Origin of the sequence: Rothia sp. LK2492, assembly GCF_040946345.1 — a bacterium.
In the GTDB taxonomy this organism is placed as follows: Bacteria; Actinomycetota; Actinomycetes; order Actinomycetales; family Micrococcaceae; genus Rothia; species Rothia endophytica.
Genome location: NZ_JAYWLX010000004.1, coordinates 312443 through 330523 on the forward strand (window position 1 = coordinate 312443; position 18081 = coordinate 330523).

19 protein-coding genes are annotated in these 18081 nt (G+C 56.8%); 14 read left to right on the forward strand and 5 right to left on the reverse strand.

Features of this window, described 5'->3' with window-relative positions; all coding sequences use genetic code 11:
- Window positions 1–19: 19 nt before the first annotated feature.
- Window positions 20–289, forward strand: coding sequence for an ACT domain-containing protein (locus VVR27_RS06960; RefSeq protein WP_237203361.1), 270 nt, complete (start codon window positions 20–22; stop codon window positions 287–289).
- A gap of 7 nt (window positions 290–296) precedes the next feature.
- The gene (locus VVR27_RS06965) at window positions 297–1661 is read left to right on the forward strand and encodes a PFL family protein (RefSeq protein WP_346871752.1); all 1365 of its coding nucleotides are present in this window, start codon (window positions 297–299) and stop codon (window positions 1659–1661) included.
- An 80-nt stretch (window positions 1662–1741) separates the two neighbouring features.
- Here the strand turns inward: VVR27_RS06965 and VVR27_RS06970 are convergent, their stop codons facing one another.
- The gene (locus VVR27_RS06970; protein ID WP_368547697.1) at window positions 1742–2401 is read right to left on the reverse strand and encodes a YitT family protein; all 660 of its coding nucleotides are present in this window, start codon (window positions 2399–2401) and stop codon (window positions 1742–1744) included.
- A 235-nt stretch (window positions 2402–2636) separates the two neighbouring features.
- Between VVR27_RS06970 and nrdD the strand changes: the two genes are divergently transcribed.
- Both nrdD and nrdG read left to right on the forward strand, forming a co-directional pair.
- On the forward strand, window positions 2637–4577 hold the full coding sequence (gene nrdD, locus VVR27_RS06975; protein WP_368547698.1) for an anaerobic ribonucleoside-triphosphate reductase: 1941 nt from the start codon (window positions 2637–2639) through the stop codon (window positions 4575–4577).
- Window positions 4570–5145, forward strand: a complete 576-nt coding sequence (gene nrdG / locus VVR27_RS06980; RefSeq protein WP_346924401.1) for an anaerobic ribonucleoside-triphosphate reductase activating protein — start codon at window positions 4570–4572, stop codon at window positions 5143–5145. Before nrdD ends, nrdG begins: the two co-directional genes overlap by 8 nt.
- Here the strand turns inward: nrdG and VVR27_RS06985 are convergent.
- Together VVR27_RS06985 and tmk are read right to left on the reverse strand one after the other, a co-directional pair.
- The gene (locus VVR27_RS06985) at window positions 5138–6274 is read right to left on the reverse strand and encodes a DNA polymerase III subunit delta' (RefSeq protein ID WP_368547699.1); all 1137 of its coding nucleotides are present in this window, start codon (window positions 6272–6274) and stop codon (window positions 5138–5140) included. The genes nrdG and VVR27_RS06985 overlap by 8 nt on opposite strands.
- Window positions 6271–6948 carry a dTMP kinase gene (gene tmk, locus VVR27_RS06990; protein ID WP_368547700.1) on the reverse strand — a complete coding sequence of 226 codons (678 nt, stop codon included), beginning with the start codon at window positions 6946–6948 and terminating at the stop codon, window positions 6271–6273. Before tmk ends, VVR27_RS06985 begins: the two co-directional genes overlap by 4 nt.
- 103 nt (window positions 6949–7051) lie before the next feature.
- On the opposite strand from tmk, the gene VVR27_RS06995 reads away from it, so the two are divergent.
- From VVR27_RS06995 to VVR27_RS07005, 3 genes are all read left to right on the forward strand, one after another.
- A complete protein-coding gene (locus tag VVR27_RS06995; RefSeq protein ID WP_346871748.1) occupies window positions 7052–8245 on the forward strand; it encodes a PLP-dependent transferase in 1194 nt (397 codons plus the stop codon).
- Window positions 8246–8257: 12 nt separating this feature from the next.
- A complete protein-coding gene (locus VVR27_RS07000; protein ID WP_368547701.1) occupies window positions 8258–8572 on the forward strand; it encodes a DUF2516 family protein in 315 nt (104 codons plus the stop codon).
- Window positions 8573–8725: 153 nt separating this feature from the next.
- Window positions 8726–9466 carry a phosphoglyceromutase gene (locus tag VVR27_RS07005; protein ID WP_368547702.1) on the forward strand — a complete coding sequence of 247 codons (741 nt, stop codon included), beginning with the start codon at window positions 8726–8728 and terminating at the stop codon, window positions 9464–9466.
- A 95-nt stretch (window positions 9467–9561) separates the two neighbouring features.
- Here VVR27_RS07005 and phoU read toward each other — a convergent pair whose 3' ends face one another.
- Entirely contained in the window at window positions 9562–10221 is a 660-nt protein-coding gene (gene phoU / locus VVR27_RS07010) for a phosphate signaling complex protein PhoU (protein ID WP_368547703.1), read from the reverse strand.
- A 182-nt stretch (window positions 10222–10403) separates the two neighbouring features.
- Here phoU and VVR27_RS07015 point away from each other — a divergent pair, with 182 nt between their 5' ends.
- Both VVR27_RS07015 and VVR27_RS07020 read left to right on the forward strand, forming a co-directional pair.
- A complete protein-coding gene (locus tag VVR27_RS07015; protein ID WP_368547704.1) occupies window positions 10404–11597 on the forward strand; it encodes a sensor histidine kinase in 1194 nt (397 codons plus the stop codon).
- A gap of 48 nt (window positions 11598–11645) precedes the next feature.
- Complete coding sequence (locus tag VVR27_RS07020) at window positions 11646–12326, forward strand: winged helix-turn-helix domain-containing protein (protein WP_368547705.1); 681 nt, start codon at window positions 11646–11648, stop codon at window positions 12324–12326.
- Window positions 12327–12403: 77 nt separating this feature from the next.
- Here VVR27_RS07020 and VVR27_RS07025 read toward each other — a convergent pair whose 3' ends face one another.
- The gene (locus VVR27_RS07025; RefSeq protein WP_368547706.1) at window positions 12404–12934 is read right to left on the reverse strand and encodes a hypothetical protein; all 531 of its coding nucleotides are present in this window, start codon (window positions 12932–12934) and stop codon (window positions 12404–12406) included.
- A 226-nt stretch (window positions 12935–13160) separates the two neighbouring features.
- On the opposite strand from VVR27_RS07025, the gene VVR27_RS07030 reads away from it, so the two are divergent.
- From VVR27_RS07030 to rlmB, 5 genes are all read left to right on the forward strand, one after another.
- Window positions 13161–13646: a CarD family transcriptional regulator gene (locus VVR27_RS07030; RefSeq protein WP_346871742.1), complete on the forward strand. Its 486-nt coding sequence runs from the start codon at window positions 13161–13163 to the stop codon at window positions 13644–13646.
- A 20-nt stretch (window positions 13647–13666) separates the two neighbouring features.
- Window positions 13667–14446, forward strand: a complete 780-nt coding sequence (gene ispD, locus VVR27_RS07035) for a 2-C-methyl-D-erythritol 4-phosphate cytidylyltransferase (protein ID WP_368547707.1) — start codon at window positions 13667–13669, stop codon at window positions 14444–14446.
- Complete coding sequence (gene ispF / locus VVR27_RS07040; RefSeq protein ID WP_368547708.1) at window positions 14443–14931, forward strand: 2-C-methyl-D-erythritol 2,4-cyclodiphosphate synthase; 489 nt, start codon at window positions 14443–14445, stop codon at window positions 14929–14931. Before ispD ends, ispF begins: the two co-directional genes overlap by 4 nt.
- Window positions 14932–15251: 320 nt before the next feature.
- A complete protein-coding gene (cysS, locus tag VVR27_RS07045) occupies window positions 15252–16670 on the forward strand; it encodes a cysteine--tRNA ligase (RefSeq protein ID WP_368547709.1) in 1419 nt (472 codons plus the stop codon).
- Window positions 16671–16766: 96 nt separating this feature from the next.
- Complete coding sequence (rlmB, locus tag VVR27_RS07050; protein WP_368547710.1) at window positions 16767–17747, forward strand: 23S rRNA (guanosine(2251)-2'-O)-methyltransferase RlmB; 981 nt, start codon at window positions 16767–16769, stop codon at window positions 17745–17747.
- The last annotated feature ends 334 nt before the right edge of the window (window positions 17748–18081 follow it).

Consider the following 18081-nt stretch of genomic DNA (forward strand, 5'->3'; position numbering starts at 1 on the left):
AGCGCTATCAAGGACCAGTATGAAAATCATCCTGACTGTCACCGGCCTCGACCATGAAGGCATCATCGCAGGCGTCACCGGCAAGCTCGCCGAGCGCAAGGTTAATATCGAAAACCTCTCCCAGACTCTGATGCAGGGCTACTTCACCATGATTCTGCAGGGCAGCTTTGATGAAAACCAGCAGTCCATCACCGAGCTACAAGAAGCTATGAAGCCGGTAGAAGAGCAGCAGCAGGTGCAGATTCGCATCCAGTCCGATGCCATTTTCCAGGCCATGCATACCCTCTAGGAGCACCATGTTTTCCGATCGTTCAAGCTCCGTTCTTGAGACCCTGCAGATGATTGACGAGGACCGCCTCGATATCCGCACGGTCACTATGGGTATCTCCCTGCTGGATTGCGCTGACTCAGATGGCGCCGTCGCCCGCCAAAAAATCTACGACAAAATCACCTCCCGCGCTGCTCGCCTGGTGGAGGTAGCTGAGGGCATCGAAGCTGAGCTGGGCATCCCCATCATCAACAAGCGCATTTCGGTGACCCCTATCGCTCTGGTTGCCGGCGCCAGCCAAGACGAAGACTACGTAGAGTTCGCTAAGACCCTAGACGCCGCCGCTAAGGCTGTAGGGGTTAACTTCATCGGCGGTTTCACCGCTCTGGTTGATAAGGGCGCCACCCCTGCCGATGAGAAGCTGATGCGTTCCATTCCGCGCGCGCTCAACGAGACCGATGTGGTCTGTGCGTCCGTCAATATCGGCTCATCTCGCGCCGGCATCAACATGACGGCGGTGCGTACCATGGGTGAGATCATCCGTGAAACCGCTGAAGGTTCAGCGGAGGCTCACGGCTTCGGTTGCTCCAAGCTGGTGGTCTTCGCCAACGCTGTTTCAGATAACCCCTTTATGGCAGGTGCCTTCCACGGCGTCCAAGAGGCAGACACCGTGGTCTCTGTGGGCGTCTCGGGCCCCGGCGTCATCAAGCGAGCACTGGAAAGCGCTCGCGGTGAATCCTTTGACGTCTGCGCTGAGGTTATCAAGAAAGCAGCCTTCAAGATTACCCGCATGGGTCAGCTGGTAGGCACCCTGGCGGCTGAACGCCTGGGTGTTGAATTCGGCATCGTCGATCTGTCCCTGGCACCTACCGCTGAGGTGGGCGATTCGGTGGCGCACGTGCTGGAAGAAATGGGCCTGGAATCGGTGGGTACCCACGGTACCATTGCCGCCCTTGCTCTGCTCAACGACGCGGTGAAGAAGGGCGGGCTCATGGCCTGCTCGCACGTAGGTGGCCTATCTGGCTCCTTCATCCCGATTTCTGAGGATATCGGTATGATTGAAGCCGCTGCCGCCGGCAAGATTACCTTGGATAAGCTAGAGGCCATGACCGCTATCTGCTCGGTAGGTTTGGATATGGTGGCTATTCCCGGTGACACCCCGGCGTCCACCATCGCGGCCATGATTGCCGACGAAGCGGCAATTGGCGTCATGAACCACAAGACCACCGCCGTGCGTGTCATTCCTGCTATCGGACTAGAAATCGGTGACATGGTGGAGTTCGGTGGCCTGCTGGGTCGCGCCCCCGTCATGCCTACCCACCCCGAATCGGCTGAGCTCTTTGCCGCTCGCGGCGGTCGCATTCCCTCACCGGTGCATGGCTTCCGTAACTAGACCTCTTGATTAAAACTGCGGCCCCCTATTCAGCTGATAGGGGGCCGCAGTTTTTATGTGGCTAGTCGCCGTTATCTCCGTCAGTTCCGGGTTCTGGGCGTCAGGCGCACTGTCACCTTGGGGAGGAACCAGCCGATGAGCGGACCGATGGTGAAGGCAATGAGTAGAGTACCGATACCGAACTGGCCACCCATGGCGATACCGGCAAGCACTACGCTGACCTCTAGCAATGAACGCACTAGCCAGACCGGGCGTCCGGTCACCCGCACCAGGCCGGTCATAAGACCATCGCGCGGACCGGAGCCGAACTGCGCACCCAGGTAGAGAGCATCAAAGAAAGAGAAGAGCAGGATACCCGCCAGCAGGTAGGCCCACTGCAGCAATGTATGAGAGGGGTCGGGAATTAAGCCCATAGCAACATCCGCTGAAAGACCCACCAGCACGGCGTTAGCCAGGGTGCCCAGCCCTGGCATCTCTTTGAGGGGAATCCAAAAGAGCAGCACCACAAAAGAAGTGATGATGGTAATCAACCCGTAGGAGGCTCCGGTGAGTTCCATGATGCCTAGAGTGAGCACATCCCAGCCCAGGGCGCCCAACCCTGCCTTGATGAGAAGAGCGCAGGACGCGCCAAAGCCGATCAGTCCGATGACGAGCATGGGTAGGCGCAGGGCCAGCTTGCCAGCTCGTAGCTGCTGCAGTGGCGTCAGATGGGCCAGGGATGAGGGGCTTGTTTGGGGCATCCTTCCATCATAGGGTTTGCCGTCAGTTCTCTGAAAACACCGGTGTGATGCAATCAATTTTTGAGATGGAAACCCTTGTTGTCGACAGCAAAAATCGGTGATTTAGAGCGGTGAAAAATATAGAAGGGATATTCTACTAAGCCAATCTCAACCTCTGCAGAGACGGTCTGTCTACAAAGACTGCAGTTCAATAGGAATACTGTATCTAGTGGTTGTATTTCTAAGGAGCTACTAGATGTTGTTGTCAAATGTTGATCGTCTTGAAACGGCTATCGAACAGTTGAGGGCTCAGGATTCTGCGGTCATTCATGAAAACGCTAATAAGGACGCCACCGTTTTCAATACCCAGCGTGATCTCACCGCTGGTGCTGTGGCTAAAACCTATGCCCTTACCCGTCTACTTCCTCCCCGGGTGGCTGAAGCCCACGAGCGAGGTGACATCCATTTTCACGATCTGGACTATTCCCCCTACTCGCCCATGACCAACTGCTGCCTGATCGATATTGACGTCATGCTGCGCCAGGGTTTCCGCATCGGCAACGCTAACGTCGAGTCGCCCCGGTCTATCAATACTGCCACCGCTCAGATTGCCCAAATTATTGCCAACGTTGCTAGCTCCCAGTACGGGGGCTGCTCGGTAGACCGCATTGATGAGGTGCTGGCACCCTACGCTCAGCTCAACTACCGCAAGCACCTGGCGGAGGCTACCCTCTGGGTAGAGCCGGCCCGGCAAGAGGACTACGCCCGCATCAAAACCGGTAAAGACATTTACGATGCTATGCAGTCTTTGGAGTACGAAGTCAACACCCTCTATTCCTCTAATGGACAGACTCCTTTTGTGACCTTGGGCTTTGGTCTGGGCACTGGTAGGTGGGAGCGGGAGGTTCAGCGGGCTATTTTGCAGGTGCGTCTGGCAGGTATCGGCAAGGACGGTTATACCGCGATTTTCCCCAAACTGGTCTTTGGGTTGCGTCGGGGCATCAACCTCGAAAAGGGGGACCCCAACTACGACCTCAAGCAGCTGGCCCTGGAATGTTCGGTCAAGCGGATGTACCCGGATGTGCTCAGTTACGACAAAATTGTGGAACTGACCGGTAGCTACAAGGTGCCTATGGGCTGCCGTTCTTTTCTGCAGAGCTGGCAGGACGAGGCAGGGCAAGAGGTTAGCGCCGGTCGTATGAACCTGGGGGTCGTCACCCTTAACCTGCCCCGCATCGCGCTGGAAACTACACCCCAAGCTAGGGTAGGGGCGTCGGCTTTGAGCGAGCAGGAGCGGCAGGGTGCCTTAACGGATTTCTGGAACCTTCTAGAGGACCGGCTTGAAACTGCACGGCAGGCTCTCTTTTACCGTGCTGAGCGCTGTACGCAGGCACTGCCTGAGAATGCCCCTATCCTTTACCAATACGGAGCCTTTGGGCGGCGGGTAGAGAAAGGGGAGTCAGTGACCCCTTTTTTTACTGGCTACCGCGCCACTATTTCCCTGGGCTACATTGGGCTTTATGAGGTGGGCACGGTCTTTTTTGGCCCCGACTGGGAAGCTAACCCGGCGGCTAAAGCCTTCACCTTGGAGGTTCTAGCGCGGCTCAAGCAAAAGGCTGCTGAGTGGAGCGAACATACCGGGTTCTGGTTCTCCGTCTACTCGACGCCCAGTGAATCCCTGACCGACCGCTTTGCCCGGCTAGATTCTGACCGTTTTGGGCCGGTTGAGCACATTACCGATAAGGGCTACTACACCAACTCTTTCCACCTGGACGTTCGAAAGAAGGTCAGCCCCTTTGAGAAGCTGGACTTTGAGAAGGACTACCCTGCCTACGCTTCGGGCGGCTTCATTCATTACTGTGAGTACCCGCCCCTAACTCATAACCCACAGGCACTGGAAGCTGTCTGGGATTATGCCTATGACCGGGTGGGTTACCTGGGAACCAACACTCCCATTGATGCCTGTTTTGAGTGCGGTTTTGGCGGAGAGTTTGAGCCCACGGCAGACGGTTTTACCTGTCCTCAATGCGGCAATGCTAACCCGGAAACCTGCGATGTGGTCAAGCGGACCTGCGGTTATCTGGGGAACCCGGTTAAGCGTCCTATGGTGGCGGGGCGCCACCGCGAAATTGTCGCTCGGGTTAAGCACTATGACGGGAGCAAATCCCTAGCTGAGGGCGGTTTCTTCGATGACTAGCCTGACAAGGTCGGACGAGTCCCCGCGGCAGCCTCCCGCTGACGGTAGTTGGAATTCAGCCCGGTTTTCAGCCGACTACCTGGCTAGCTACCAGCCTTTCAGTTTCACAGACGGGCCAGGCGTCCGCTGCGCCGTCTATGTCTCTGGGTGCCCCTTTGCCTGCGCGGGCTGTTATAACCGGGCGGCCCAGAGTTTCCGTTACGGGCAGCCTTTTACCGAACAGATGGAGCAGCGCATTATGGCTGACCTCGCACAACCCTATGTGCAGGGGCTTAGCCTATTGGGGGGTGAACCCTTTCTCAACACCGGGCTCTGCCTGCGCCTGGCTCGGCAGGTGCGGGCAGAGCTACCTGATAAGGATATTTGGTGCTGGAGCGGCTACACCCTGGAACAACTTCGGGGTTCGGTGAATGCCGGTAACACCGACCAGGGAGAGCTGTTAGAACTCATCGATGTGCTGGTAGACGGCCCCTTTATCGAAAGCCGCAAAGACCTCTCTCTGGCCTTCCGCGGCTCCAGCAACCAGCGCGTCCTTCACCTGAAGACCGATGAGGCAGTCCCTACCTAACAAACCCTGTCATCATTGCCTCAAAAGCTAGGCGGGGGCTGGCATTGCTCTGCAGACGGCGCCGGGTAGCGGCAACAGCGTCCAGGCGGGCAAGGGTGTGTTCTGCGGAGCCAGCTGCTGCATAGTCGTAGAGGCCCTGGCCCAGGTGGGCGTTGATGAGCGCCGAATCGGTGCGCAGCTGTAGGGTCAGCACATCCCTCAACACGGTCTGAATATCAGCCAGGAAACGGTCCAGGGTATCAGTCTGTATGCGCTTGGCGCGACGTTTCTGATCCTCTTCTAGCTGACGTAACTGCGAGCGGTGAGTGGGCGAGAGCCGCTCACCGTCCTCGTAGCCTAAGGACGTCAGCAGAGCAGCTCGCTCCGTGTCATTACGGGCGCTAGCATCTGCTTCAGCTTCAGCTTCGGCAATGGAAATCAGTTCGTCGGCTGCTTCCATCGCAGCAGCCACGGTAGGCAGGGAGATCGGTAGACGCACCACCCTACTGCGGCGCTTACGCGCATCTTCATCCTCGGCCAGCCTGCGAGCTACCTCAAGGTTGCCTTGAGACATACGGGCCGCCAGTTCAGCGGCCTCCGGCGCGTGCCCACCTGAGACCAGAGCGGCAGTAACAGCATCAGTGGTGGGTACCCTTAGGTTTACCGGGCGGCAGCGTGACCTGATTGTCACCAGCACATCGGCGGGGGAGGGCGCAGTCAACAGCCAAATAGTATGTGGCGGCGGCTCTTCAATCGCTTTGAGCAGCACGTTCGAGGTGCGTTCAGGCATGCGGTCCGCATCCTCAATCAGCATGACGCGCCAGCGCCCCACTGCCGGGCGATCTTGCGCCCGCACCACAAAATCACGAGCCTCGTCGATAGTAATCTGCGTTTTTTCGGTTCTGAAATGCACAAAATCCGCGTGGGACCCACTCAGCACGGTCTGGCAGGAACGGCAGGTACCACAGCCGCGCTGGCCGAGTTCGCGCTCGCAGAGCAGGGCAGCTGCAAAGGCGAGGGCTGCGGTCTCCCGCCCGGCTCCGGGCGGGCCGGTAAAGAGCCAGGCATGGGTGGGGCGTTCATCGGCGGACGCCCGCTGCAGGGCTGTCAGCGCATCGGGCTGGCCGATGAGGGTATCCCAGACGCTCATGAGAGCACCTTCAAGGCTGCTGCTAAGACGTCCCGGTGCACTTCCTGAACAGACCGTGCACCGTCAATCACCGCGTAGCGTGCGGGGGCAGCCGCGGCGCGGGCGCGGAAGGTTTCGTGCAGGGCCGCGTAGAAACTATCATCTGCTGATTCCATACGATCAGCCTGGCCGCGGGCACCGGCGCGCTCGCGGCCTTCTCCTAGAGGAACGTCCAGTAGCACGGTGGTGTGGGGCAGAAGATTGGAAGTGGCCCAGAGACTCAGGTCGACAATGTTCTCGACGCCCAGACCGCGCCCTGCACCCTGGTAGGCAGCTGACGAGTCGATGTAGCGGTCGCAAAGCACCACTTTGCCCTCTGCTAGGGCTGGGCGAATTTTCTGGTGGGCATGGGCAGCTCGGGAGGCCGCGAAGATGAGCGCTTCGGTGTGAGGGTCCACTTCCCCTTGTCCGTGTTCCAGCACTAGAGCGCGCAGTTTTTCCCCGATGTCGGTGCCTCCTGGCTCACGGGTCACCAGCACATTAAAGCCGCGGTCTGTCAGTGCCTGGGCCAGCAGTCTGATCTGAGTGGTCTTGCCCGACCCATCACCACCTTCAAAGGCAATGAAAAAGCCGCTACCGGTATTCTGCCCGACAGTGGCGTCAATTTCTGGAGTGTAGTTTAGCGCGTGTCTCACGGGTATAAGCCTACCAAGGCCCAGCGATGGTCACGGTTGCCCGAGTCTTAGCAGTTGAACTTTTGTGACTACGGATGAGCCCGGTGGGCGTAGGCTAGTGTTCATGACTGAACAGAAGCTATCCCCTGAAACCCTGGCCGTCTCTGCCGGCCGCCCTGCTCATGAGCACGATGCCCCGGTCAACACTCCGATTATGATGACCTCCACCTTCCGTGGTGCTGGCACCGTCGATACGATTAACGACAAGGTATACGCGCGGTTTGATAACCCCTCCTGGAATGGGCTCGAAGAGGTTATCGCTGATCTTGAGGGGGCCTCTCTGCCCGGTCTACTTTTTGCTTCGGGTATGGCCGCGGTTGCCGCTGTTGAGGATCTCGTGCCGGTTGGCTCCGCTATCTTGATTCCCAAGCATGCCTACATGGCTTCTATTTCTATCGCTAAGAAGCTTGAACGCCGTGGTATCACCGAGGTGATCCGCATTGACTTGGACGATACTCAGGGAGCTATTGAGGCGATGGAAGCTGCGGCTGCGGCTCGCGGGGTGACCGCGCAGAACATTGATTATGCAGCGCCTCAGGTGCTGCTCTGGTTGGAAAGCCCCACCAACCCCATGCTGGAGGTGGCTGATCTTCCCGCTCTCATTGAGGCAGCCCAGCGTCTTGGTGTGGTTACCGCTGTTGATAACACCTTTGCTACTCCGCTGCTGCAGCGCCCCCTGCAGTTGGGCGCTGACATTGTGGTGCACTCGGCCACCAAGTTCATTGCGGGGCATTCGGATGTGGTACTGGGCCTGGCCGTCACCAACCGCCCTGAAATTCGCGCCGTCATGCTGGAGCACCGCTCACTCAACGGCGCTATTCCCGGCCCCTTTGAAGCCTTTTTGGGGTTGAGAGGCGCACGCACTTTGGCCCTGCGTATGAAAAAATCAGTTCAGAACGCCCAGGTTCTTGCTGAGCGTCTGAGCCAGCACCCCGCTGTTGAAGAGGTCCGCTACCCAGGTCTTCCCACTGACCGCTACCACGAACGCGCCAAGGCGCAGATGGACGGCTTCGGCGCTATCCTCTGCGTGGTGCTCAAGGCTGATGTAGCCCAGACCGAAGAGGTGATGAACCGCCTGCATCTCTGGACTCCCGCAACGTCCTTAGGTGGCGTAGAATCACTGATTGAGCGCCGCCGCCGTCACGGATCCGAGCCGGTCAGCATCCCTGAGTCGCTTTTGCGTCTATCGGTGGGTATTGAGAATGCCGATGATCTTTACGCTGACCTTGACCAGGCGCTGACCCTTCTGACCGACTAAGGAAAAGGCACTATGCGCCCCTACGAACTTGTAATCTTTACACAGTATTATGTTCAGTTGATACTGGCTGTGGCTTTGGCTGCCGTCGCAATTTTTGCTTTCATTGAGGCTACTCGTGCTAGCGGGTATGCCTACCAGAGTGCTTTTAAACGTACTAAGGGTTTCTGGATGGGTGTTACCGGGGCCTCCGCAGTTTTCTTGGTTCTCATGGCGGTGCAGGCTTCACAGTTCGTGGGTGGCTCCCTCTTCATACAGCTCATTGCGGCAACTGCCGTAGGAGTCTTCCTGGCGGACGTCCGCCCGGTCGTTTCGGTGCGTCGCCGCTAAGACCTCTGCACCCCTGCGGGCGTAGGTAGCTGTCTGCGAGTCTGTGCGTTGAACCCACACAGTTCATGGTGAACTGCCCGTACTACGAGCGGTTTTCGTGAATCTGTGTGGGTTTACCTTTTATTTGCAGGGTTTAAGTGGGATAATGATGCTATGACTTACAAATTGGTACTGCTCCGTCACGGGCAATCAGAATGGAACGAAAAGAACCTCTTCACCGGGTGGGTAGATGTGGCACTGACCGAAAAGGGTCGTGCTGAGGCTACTCGCGGCGGCGAGCTGATGAAGGAGCGCGATATCCTCCCCGATATCGTCCACACCTCTCTGCAGCGTCGCGCTATCAACACCGCTAACCTGGCTCTTGACGCGGCTGACCGTCACTGGATTCCCGTCAAGCGCAACTGGCGCCTGAACGAGCGTCATTACGGTGCGCTCCAGGGCAAGGACAAGACTCAGACCCTAGAGACCTACGGTGAAGAGCAGTTCATGACCTGGCGTCGTTCCTACGACATCGCTCCTCCCGTTCTTGATGATAATGATGAGTTCTCACAGGCTAACGATCCCCGTTACGCTGACATTGAAAACGCTCCTCGCACCGAGTGCCTCAAAGACGTCCTCGAGCGTATGCTCCCTTACTGGGAATCAGACATTAAGGAAGATCTGAAGGCTGGCAAGACCGTTCTGGTCGCTGCGCACGGTAACTCCCTGCGTGCCCTGGTCAAGAAACTTGAGGGTATTTCAGATGAGGACATCGCCGGTCTGAACATTCCTACCGGTATCCCCCTCTACTACGAGCTGGATGAGAACTTCACGCCTGTTGGCCCCGGCGAATACCTGGACCCCGAGGCAGCTAAGGACGCCATCAAGGCTGTAGCTAACCAGGGTAAGAAGTAAATCTTTCACCTAGGCTAGACCTTAAAGCCGGACGCCGGCACCCACTGGGGTGCCGGCGTCCGGTTTTTGTATTTTCTGGGCGGAATTGCCGAGTTTTACAGGCCGTGGGGAACCGCGTTCCAGTCACCGGTGACCAGGTAGGTCACCTTGCGAGCTACTGAAACCCCGTGGTCGCCGAAGCGCTCTAGGTAACGGGAAGCGAGAGTGACGTCAACTGTTGTCTGTGCGGGGTGGTCCCAGTCGTCGGCTGCCATGCGGTTGAAGACCTCTACGTGTAGTTCGCTGATACGCACCTTGTGCTTGGCAATATCTTGGGCGTGCGAGAGCTCGCGGGTTTCGAGTAGAGCAATCACGCTATCGATGATTTTTTTATCCAGTTCAATGATTTCAGTGAAAATGGGGGTGATGGAATCGGGAAGCACGGGGGCAGGGTAGCGCATGCGCGCTACCTGGGCTACGTGGCGTGCAAGATCACCCATGCGTTCTAGGGAGGAGCTCATGCGCAGAGCACCTACAATCATGCGAAGGTCAGAAGCAACGGGCCCCTGCAAAGCCAGAATGTCGATGGAGCGTTCGTCCAGCTCATTCTGCATGAAGTCAATGCGAGCATCGTTGGAAATAACTTCTTCGGCTTCTTGGATATCAGTTTCTAAGAAGGCGTTGGAAGCACGTTCTAGAGCTTCTTTGACGAGGGTTGCGATTTGAATGAGCTCTTCGCCCACATGCTGGAGTTCAGCTTGGAAGACTTTACGCAAGAGCGCGTCCTTTCCACACGGGTACATTAGCGGTGTGCAGCGGCGCGCGGCCGATGCTTACCCTTTAGAGTCTCAGGTTCATGTGAACGAAACTCTATACGTGGGTAAACGTTAGTTGAACCCACGGGATTATTGGTGGTTTTCGTGCTTAAAAGATGACGGCGCCCCCTAAGCTGATAGGTGTGAACTTTATCGTAAGCATTTTATGCGCAGCTCTTCTGGGCCTGGTGGTGGGCGCTGTCAGCATCCTTGCTGTGCAGCGTAGCGAGCGGCAACGGGCTCGGTGGGCTGATGTTGGGGAACCTACCGTAAGTGACGGTGCTGCTGAGGTACTGGCTGTGATTGGCAGGGCCTACGTGGTGGTGGACGCTGTGGACGGCGTGGTGCAGGCTTCTCCGGGCGCCTATGCCTTGGGCCTGGTAAGGGGCCACACGGTGGTTGCGGAGGAGATGCTGGAGCTGATCGATCAGGTTCGCACCAAGGGTGCTATCGCTGAGAAGGAGATTGTGCTGACTCGCGGTTTTTATGAGGAAAACCGTTTGGTCATTGATCTGAGAGTTGCACCGGTAGGTGATGAGTACATTTTGGTCTTGGCTGATGACCGCACTGAGATTACACGCGCCCAAACCGTGCGTACTGACTTCGTCGCTAACGTTTCCCATGAGTTGAAGACACCGGTGGGTGCTATTGGTTTAATGGCTGAAGCTATTGAAACTTCGGTCGATGACCCGGAATCAGTGCTTTATTTCTCTAGTAAGCTCAAGAAGGAATCCCAGCGTCTGGCTGCCCTGGTGCAGGATGTCATTGAGCTATCCCGCCTGCAGTCTGCTGACGTGGTGCTGACTTCTACCCTGGTTGATATCAGTCAAATGGTTGCCGATGCGGTGGACCGCAACCGGCTAACGGCAGAAGGCAAAAATATCAATTTGCTGGTGGGCGGTCGATGTCTACGGCCCGTGCACGGTGATCCTGAGCTGTTGGGCACTGCGCTGCGTAACTTAATTGAAAACGCTATTCGTTACTCCCCTGAGAATACGAAGGTGGGCATCGGGGTGAGTGTGAAAGAGGGCACTGTTAGAATCTCAGTGAAGGATGAAGGCCCAGGCATCCCCGAAGATGAGCAAGATCGAATTTTTGAACGGTTTTACCGTGTTGACCCTGCCCGCTCACGCCAGACCGGTGGGACCGGCTTGGGGTTGAGCATCGTTAAACATATCGTGGGTCAGCACGGTGGTGAGGTTACCCTCTGGTCAAAGCAGGGTGAGGGGTCGACCTTCACCATTGCCCTGCCGTTGGTTGATGAGGCCAGTGAACAAGATTTGCTGGGAGAGAGCACCGAAACCGGTGCGCTCTCCCAGGTAGTACAAGATAAGTAAATAAGATAACGCTGGATTTTCAGCGAAAACTATAAGGACGCAGAAGACGTGACCCGAATTTTAGTGGTTGAAGACGAAGAGTCGCTGAGTGATCCCCTTGCCTTTTTGCTGGGACGGGAGGGCTTCGATGTTCAGGTCGTAGATAACGGGCTGGACGCTGTTACTGAGTTTGAACGCAATGGTGCTGATTTGGTGCTGCTGGATGTGATGCTGCCGGGCCAGTCTGGGATGGAGGTCTGTAAGCAGATTCGGTCAAGCAGCGCGGTACCCATCATCATGCTGACGGCCAAGGATTCAGAGATTGATAAGGTGTTGGGCCTTGAGCTGGGCGCCGATGACTATGTCACCAAGCCCTATTCCTCGCGTGAGCTGATTGCTCGTGTGCGTGCGGTATTGCGTCGCCAGGGTGAAGCTGAGGAGCAGGACTCGGGCGCTCTTGAAGGTGGCCCGGTGCGTATGGATATTGAGCGGCACGTGGTTACTGTTACGGGGGAACCTATCTCGATGCCCCTCAAGGAGTTTGAGCTTCTTGAAATGCTCCTGCGCAACGCGGGTCGTGTCATGACCCGTTCTCAGCTGATTGACCGGGTGTGGGGTGCTGATTATGTAGGGGATACCAAGACCCTTGACGTCCATATTAAGCGTCTGCGTTCGAAGGTCGAGCCTGACCCCTCATCCCCGCGTTATGTAGTTACGGTGCGCGGCCTGGGCTATAAGTTTGAGCCCTAAGCCCGCCACTTTCTAGGGCCATTAAAAAAACTAAGCCCCTCGGTGTAGCACCGAGGGGCTTAGTTGTATGCGCTTGCTTAGCGGTCTGCTTCTTCTGAAGCTGAGGCGCTAGCTGATGCTGCATTGGGCAGGTAGGGGGCATACTCATCGTATGAGCCGTCCAGTACCGGCACATTGAAAGTAGTGGACTCATCAGTGACGTTGGAGGAAACTTTAACATCCATCAGGGTCATACCGGGGTTAGCGCCGGTCTCGGCCAGGGTGGTTGCCTGATCTTCGTCTTCCAAGCGAACTTCGCTATTTGCCTCAACATCAACGGTGACGGTTTCAGTGGGGAAGGCGAGGGTGACGGTGGCGTTCTCATCGGTCTTGTTCAGAATGGTGCCCAGGAGGCGGCCTTCTTCTGCTTCGCCAGAGGAAATCACCATGATGTTACGCAACTGAATGTCTTCGTCACCCAGGTTAGCCATCTGGCCATCTGATGCTGAGTAAATAATGGTGGTGGGCTGCTCGTAAATGTAGCCGCAACCGGTTGCTGTCAGCATGAATGAAGCGACCAGAGCAGAGGCACCTGCTCGTTTAAGGGTCTTAGAAGCTGCAAACTTCACGGCTTGTACTCCTTGTATAGGTTCGAAGGCTTCCCGCACTCGGCGGGAAAAGTGTGTATGCACAGTTTTGTGTCGTTGGGTCACATTCTATCTGGTTTGCCGACGGAACGTCTGTATCAGAGCCGTGAGGCACTAAAAGAATGCACAGGTGTGGTCAATATTAGTCTTTAAACTACACGATAAACCTCTCATGATAGACTAGATAGGCTGAAAGGGGTTTATCCATATGGTTTTTGAGGTTGGCGAGACCGTCGTTTACCCTCACCACGGAGCTGCAACAATCGAAGAGATTAAGATGCGCAAAATCCGTGGCGAAGAAAAGATGTACCTGAAACTCAAGGTTGCTAATGGCGACCTGGTGATTGAGGTTCCCGCAGAGAATGTTGATATGGTCGGCGTGCGCGATGTCGTTGATGAGCGAGGCCTTCAGGAGGTCATTAACGTTCTGCAGGCAACCGATACTGAAGAAGCAGCTAACTGGTCGCGCCGGTACAAGGCTAACGTTGAGAAACTGGCGTCCGGTGATGTTTTGAAGGTTGCTGAGGTCGTACGCGATTTGTGGCGGCGAGAGAATGATCGTGGTCTGTCTGCTGGTGAGAAGCGCATGCTGGCTAAAGCACGTCAGATTCTTTCCTCTGAGGTAGCCCTGGCGAAGGACATCGAAGAGTCCGCCGCTGAGGTAGAGCTCGATAAGATCCTCGAAGCGGTCTAAATCGGGTATGCTCACTGACTGTGAGCGAGAATTTTTTTGATGCAGCGAGCACCGAAACCGTATCTAACGGTTCGGTGCTCGCTCTTGTTATTGTGGCAGCCGGTTCTGGGTCCAGGCTAGGCGCCGCGGTGCCCAAGGCCGCGGTGAAGGTAGCGGGTAAGACGCTGTTGGAATGGGCGCTTGAGGGTGCTGGGTCTGCCGGAGTAGCGGCCCGCATCGTTGTCACCGTCCCACCGGGGGACAGGGACTTGAGGCTGGTCTGCCAGAAGTTTGGTGCCCTAGCGGTTGAGGGTGGAGCTACCCGCGCAGAGTCGGTCACCGCCGCACTCACAGCGCTTTCAAGCGCTCAGCCCCAGCCTGGCTCTAGTGATGCGCTACCCACCGCCGTCCTGGTGCATGACGCTGCTCGTTGCTTCACTCCGGCCCAGGTTTTTCATCGGGTAGCCAGAGCCCTTGCTGAGGGGGAGCGTGCTGTTATACCGGTAGTGCCGGTGGTGGATACGATTAAGACTGTAGATGATCGGGGCTATGTGACCGGGACACCGGCCCGTACTGATCTGCGGGCGGTGCAAACTCCGCAGGGGTTTGACCTTCCCACCCTGCTAGAGGCTCACCGTCAAGTGGGGGGTCTGCCGCCGTCCGTAGCTGAGCGCATTACCGATGATGCCATGCTGGCAGAAACACTTCAGATACCGGTGGCAACGGTAGCTGGAGCTAGCGAATCTTTCAAAATTACAACCCCGCTCGATTTTGCCCTTGCACAAGCATTGCACGGTGGGGCAGATAAGGAGACTGCATGATCCCCCGCATTGGAACAGGTACGGATGTTCACGCTTTTGGTCAGGAGGGTACCGAGCTGTGGGTCGCCGGTCTGCACTGGCCGGGTCAGCTTGGCTTATCTGGCCACTCGGATGGCGACGTGGTAGCTCATGCTGCTGCTGATGCGCTTTTCTCCGCTGCAGGTCTGGGGGATTTAGGGTCTAATTTTGGTGTGGACCGACCTGATATGGCAGGTGCTTCCGGTGTGCGTATTCTTTCGGAGGCAGCGGAGCTTGTACGAGCTGCCGGTTTTGATATTGGCAATATTGCTGTGCAGCTGATTGGTAACCGGCCCAAGTTTTCCCCTCGGCGGGAGGAGGCTAACCGCGTCCTCTCTGAGGCTGCGGGTGCCCCGGTCACTATTACGGCTACCACCACCGACGGGTTGGGGCTAACTGGCAGGGGGGAGGGCGTGGCGGCTACCGCCGTGGCTCTGATTTATGCGCAGGATGATAGCCCCCACTAAGCTTCAGGGGCTTGCTAGCTAAAATAGTCCCCCTCAGGGCGGCCGGGGAAGCCATCGAGAAGGTAGCTGTGTGCCCCCTACTCTTGTTATTCATGCATATTCTCCTGAAGGCATTCGGCAAGGTTCTGTGCGCCTTCTACGCTCATGACTCGATCCCGACTACCCACCCAGATACTGACATCACTGTCTTGAGGCAGACGATGAAAACTAAAGCCACATGCCGATATGAGGCGCAGAAGGCTCTCTTCTCATTGCTCACCTCTTGCACCGTATGGCCTTCAGCTACCGGCAGCCGGGTACCAGTCGGTAAACTGGGGTATGTGACTATACGTTTTTACGATTCAGCAACTTCCACCATCCGCGACTTTCAGCCGGTTCACCCGGGCGAGGCGCGCATCTACTACTGCGGTGCCACCGTGCAGGGTGCACCTCATATCGGGCATATCCGCTCCGGCCTGGTCTTTGACCAGTTAGCTCGTTGGCTGTCCTACCGCGGGCTGAAAGTTACCACCGTTCGTAATGTCACCGACATCGATGACAAAATTCTGGCCAACTCCGCATCCTCTTGCGAGGATAGCTACACCGGAGACCACCCCCGCGAAGAGTGGTGGGCGCTGGCCTACCGTTTCGAAAAGATTTTTGGACAGGCTTATGCCGCCCTCAATATTGCACCTCCCATCTATGAGCCGCGTGCCACCGGCCATATCCCGGAGATGTTCACCCTTATTCAGCGTCTTATCGACCGCGGCTATGCTTACCCTGCCCTCGATGACTCCGGCGATGTCTACTTCGATGTGCGCTCCTGGCCGCAGTATGGTTCGCTGACGCACCAGAGCATTGATGATATGCAGGACGCCCCCGACGCCGACCCCCGCGGTAAGCGTGATCCCCGTGACTTCGCCCTGTGGAAGGGCTACAAGCAGGGTGAGCCGGAAACCGCATCGTGGGTTTCTCCCTGGGGAAAAGGGCGCCCCGGCTGGCACCTAGAGTGCTCCGCCATGGCGGGTAAGTATCTGGGGGAAACCTTCGATATTCACGGTGGAGGTCTAGACCTGCGTTTCCCCCATCACGAGAATGAGATGGCACAGTCCCAGGCAGCCGGCTACGGGTTTGCCAACTTTTGGATGCACAATGGCCTGGTCACCTATGAGGGCGAAAAAATGTCCAAGTCCATTGGTAACACCGTCTCCCCCGAAGACATGCTGGCTGCAGCCCGCCCCCTAGCGGTGCGCTACTACCTGGGCCAGGCGCACTACCGCTCGGTCCTGGACTACCGCCCCACCTCCCTTGATGAAGCCCGTATTGCAGTAGAACGTATTGAGGCTTTCCTGGCAAAGACTCAGAGCTATCACAGCGCTAGCTCCGCCGTCCCTGCAGCTTTTGCTGAGGCGATGGATGATGATCTGGGTATCCCCCAAGCGCTCGCCGTCCTGCATGAGAAGGTTAAGGCCGGTAACGCTGCGCTGGTAGCTGGCGGTAGAGCTGAAACCGAAGCCTCAGAGGTGTACGCCATGGCAAAAGTGTTGGGCCTGGTGGAACTCATGAACTTTGGTGGGTCGGTAGATACCGGCGGGGAACATGCCGCTCTGGACTCTCTCATTCAGACTATGCTGGCCCAGCGAACCGAGGCGCGTGCCGCCAGGGATTGGGCGAAGGCCGATGAAATTCGTGATGCCCTTGCTGCCGCAGGCGTGGCGATTAAGGACGGGGCCAGCGGTTCCACCTGGTCACTCGGTTAGCGTCCGCAACCTGCCGTGCCCCAGCTCTCGTCCCAAAGATGCAGTGCTGTCGGTAAGCTAGTAGACAAGCAAGAATCTTTCAAACAAAGGAATACTATGGCTAAGGCTGGCTCGCGCCCCGGCGCAACCACCAAGAAGAAGGGCCCCTCTAAGGGCACCGGCGGTCACGGCCGTAAGGCTCTAGAGGGCCGCGGGAGCACTCCCAAAGCAGAGGACCGTGTCTATCACAAGGCGCACAAGATGAAGCGTGCTGCTGAGAATCGTCAGGTAACCAACACCGTGCGCTCACGTTCACCCCGGCTGGGTGGCAAGCGCGCCTCTGATGAGCTGGCTACTGGCCGTAACTCTGTGCTTGAGGCTTTGCAGACCGGCATCCCGGCTAAGACCCTCTTTGTGATGTCCCGTATTGAGGTCGATGACCGCGTGCGTGAAATTTTGACCGAGGCTAATAAACAGGGTCTACCAATCCTTGAAATTGGTCGAGGCGAGCTGGATCGTCTCACCGATAACTCGGTACATCAGGGCGTGGCACTGCAGATCCCTCCGTATAAGTACCCCGATGCGGGCAACATGGTGCTGGATACGATGGACCGCTGGTACGACAAGAAGATGGATACCCCTCCTCTATTTGTTGCTCTGGACGGTATTACCGATCCGCGCAACCTGGGTGCGATTATCCGTAGCGTGTCTGCTTTTGCTGGTAATGGTGTCATTATCCCTGAGCGTCGCAGTGCGGCTATGACCGCTTCAGCCTGGAAGACTTCTTCGGGTGCCGCGGCTCGTATTCCCGTTGCGAAGGCGACCAACCTGGTGCGTGTCATTGAGCAGGCAAAGGACGCTGGTATCTTCGTAGTGGGTCTGGATGGAGGCGGCGATGTCGATCTTCCTAACCTTGAGCTGGCGTCAGAACCACTGATGATTGTGGTGGGTTCTGAGGGTAAGGGGCTTTCACGTTTGGTGACCGAGAAGTGCGATCAGATTGTATCCATCCCGATTAGCTCAGCTATGGAATCCCTCAATGCTTCTATGGCTGTGGGTATCTCTCTCTACGAGGTATCCCGTCGGCGCGCTGCCTAGAGAACGTTAGTTTTCGTTCTCGAAATAGATAACGCCCCAGAATTCTTTGCAGAATGTGTTTGCGGAGGGTTTTGGGGCGTTTTTCTGCTTTAAAAACCCTTTTTAGAGTACTTTTAAAAGAAATTTATATGTGCTGGGTCATAGACTCAAGCCATAGACCTGCTTCACTCAAACGCTCTGACCAGTGCATACGCAGACCACACCCACCTCAAGGGCACTCAAAACCACCACTTGGCACCCCTTTGTGAGGCAAAAAGCCTCTTTTTCGATTTGCGCCCCTGTTTGAACCTGCGTAAAGTATTACCAGTCGCCGCGGCACAGGGATAAAAACCTG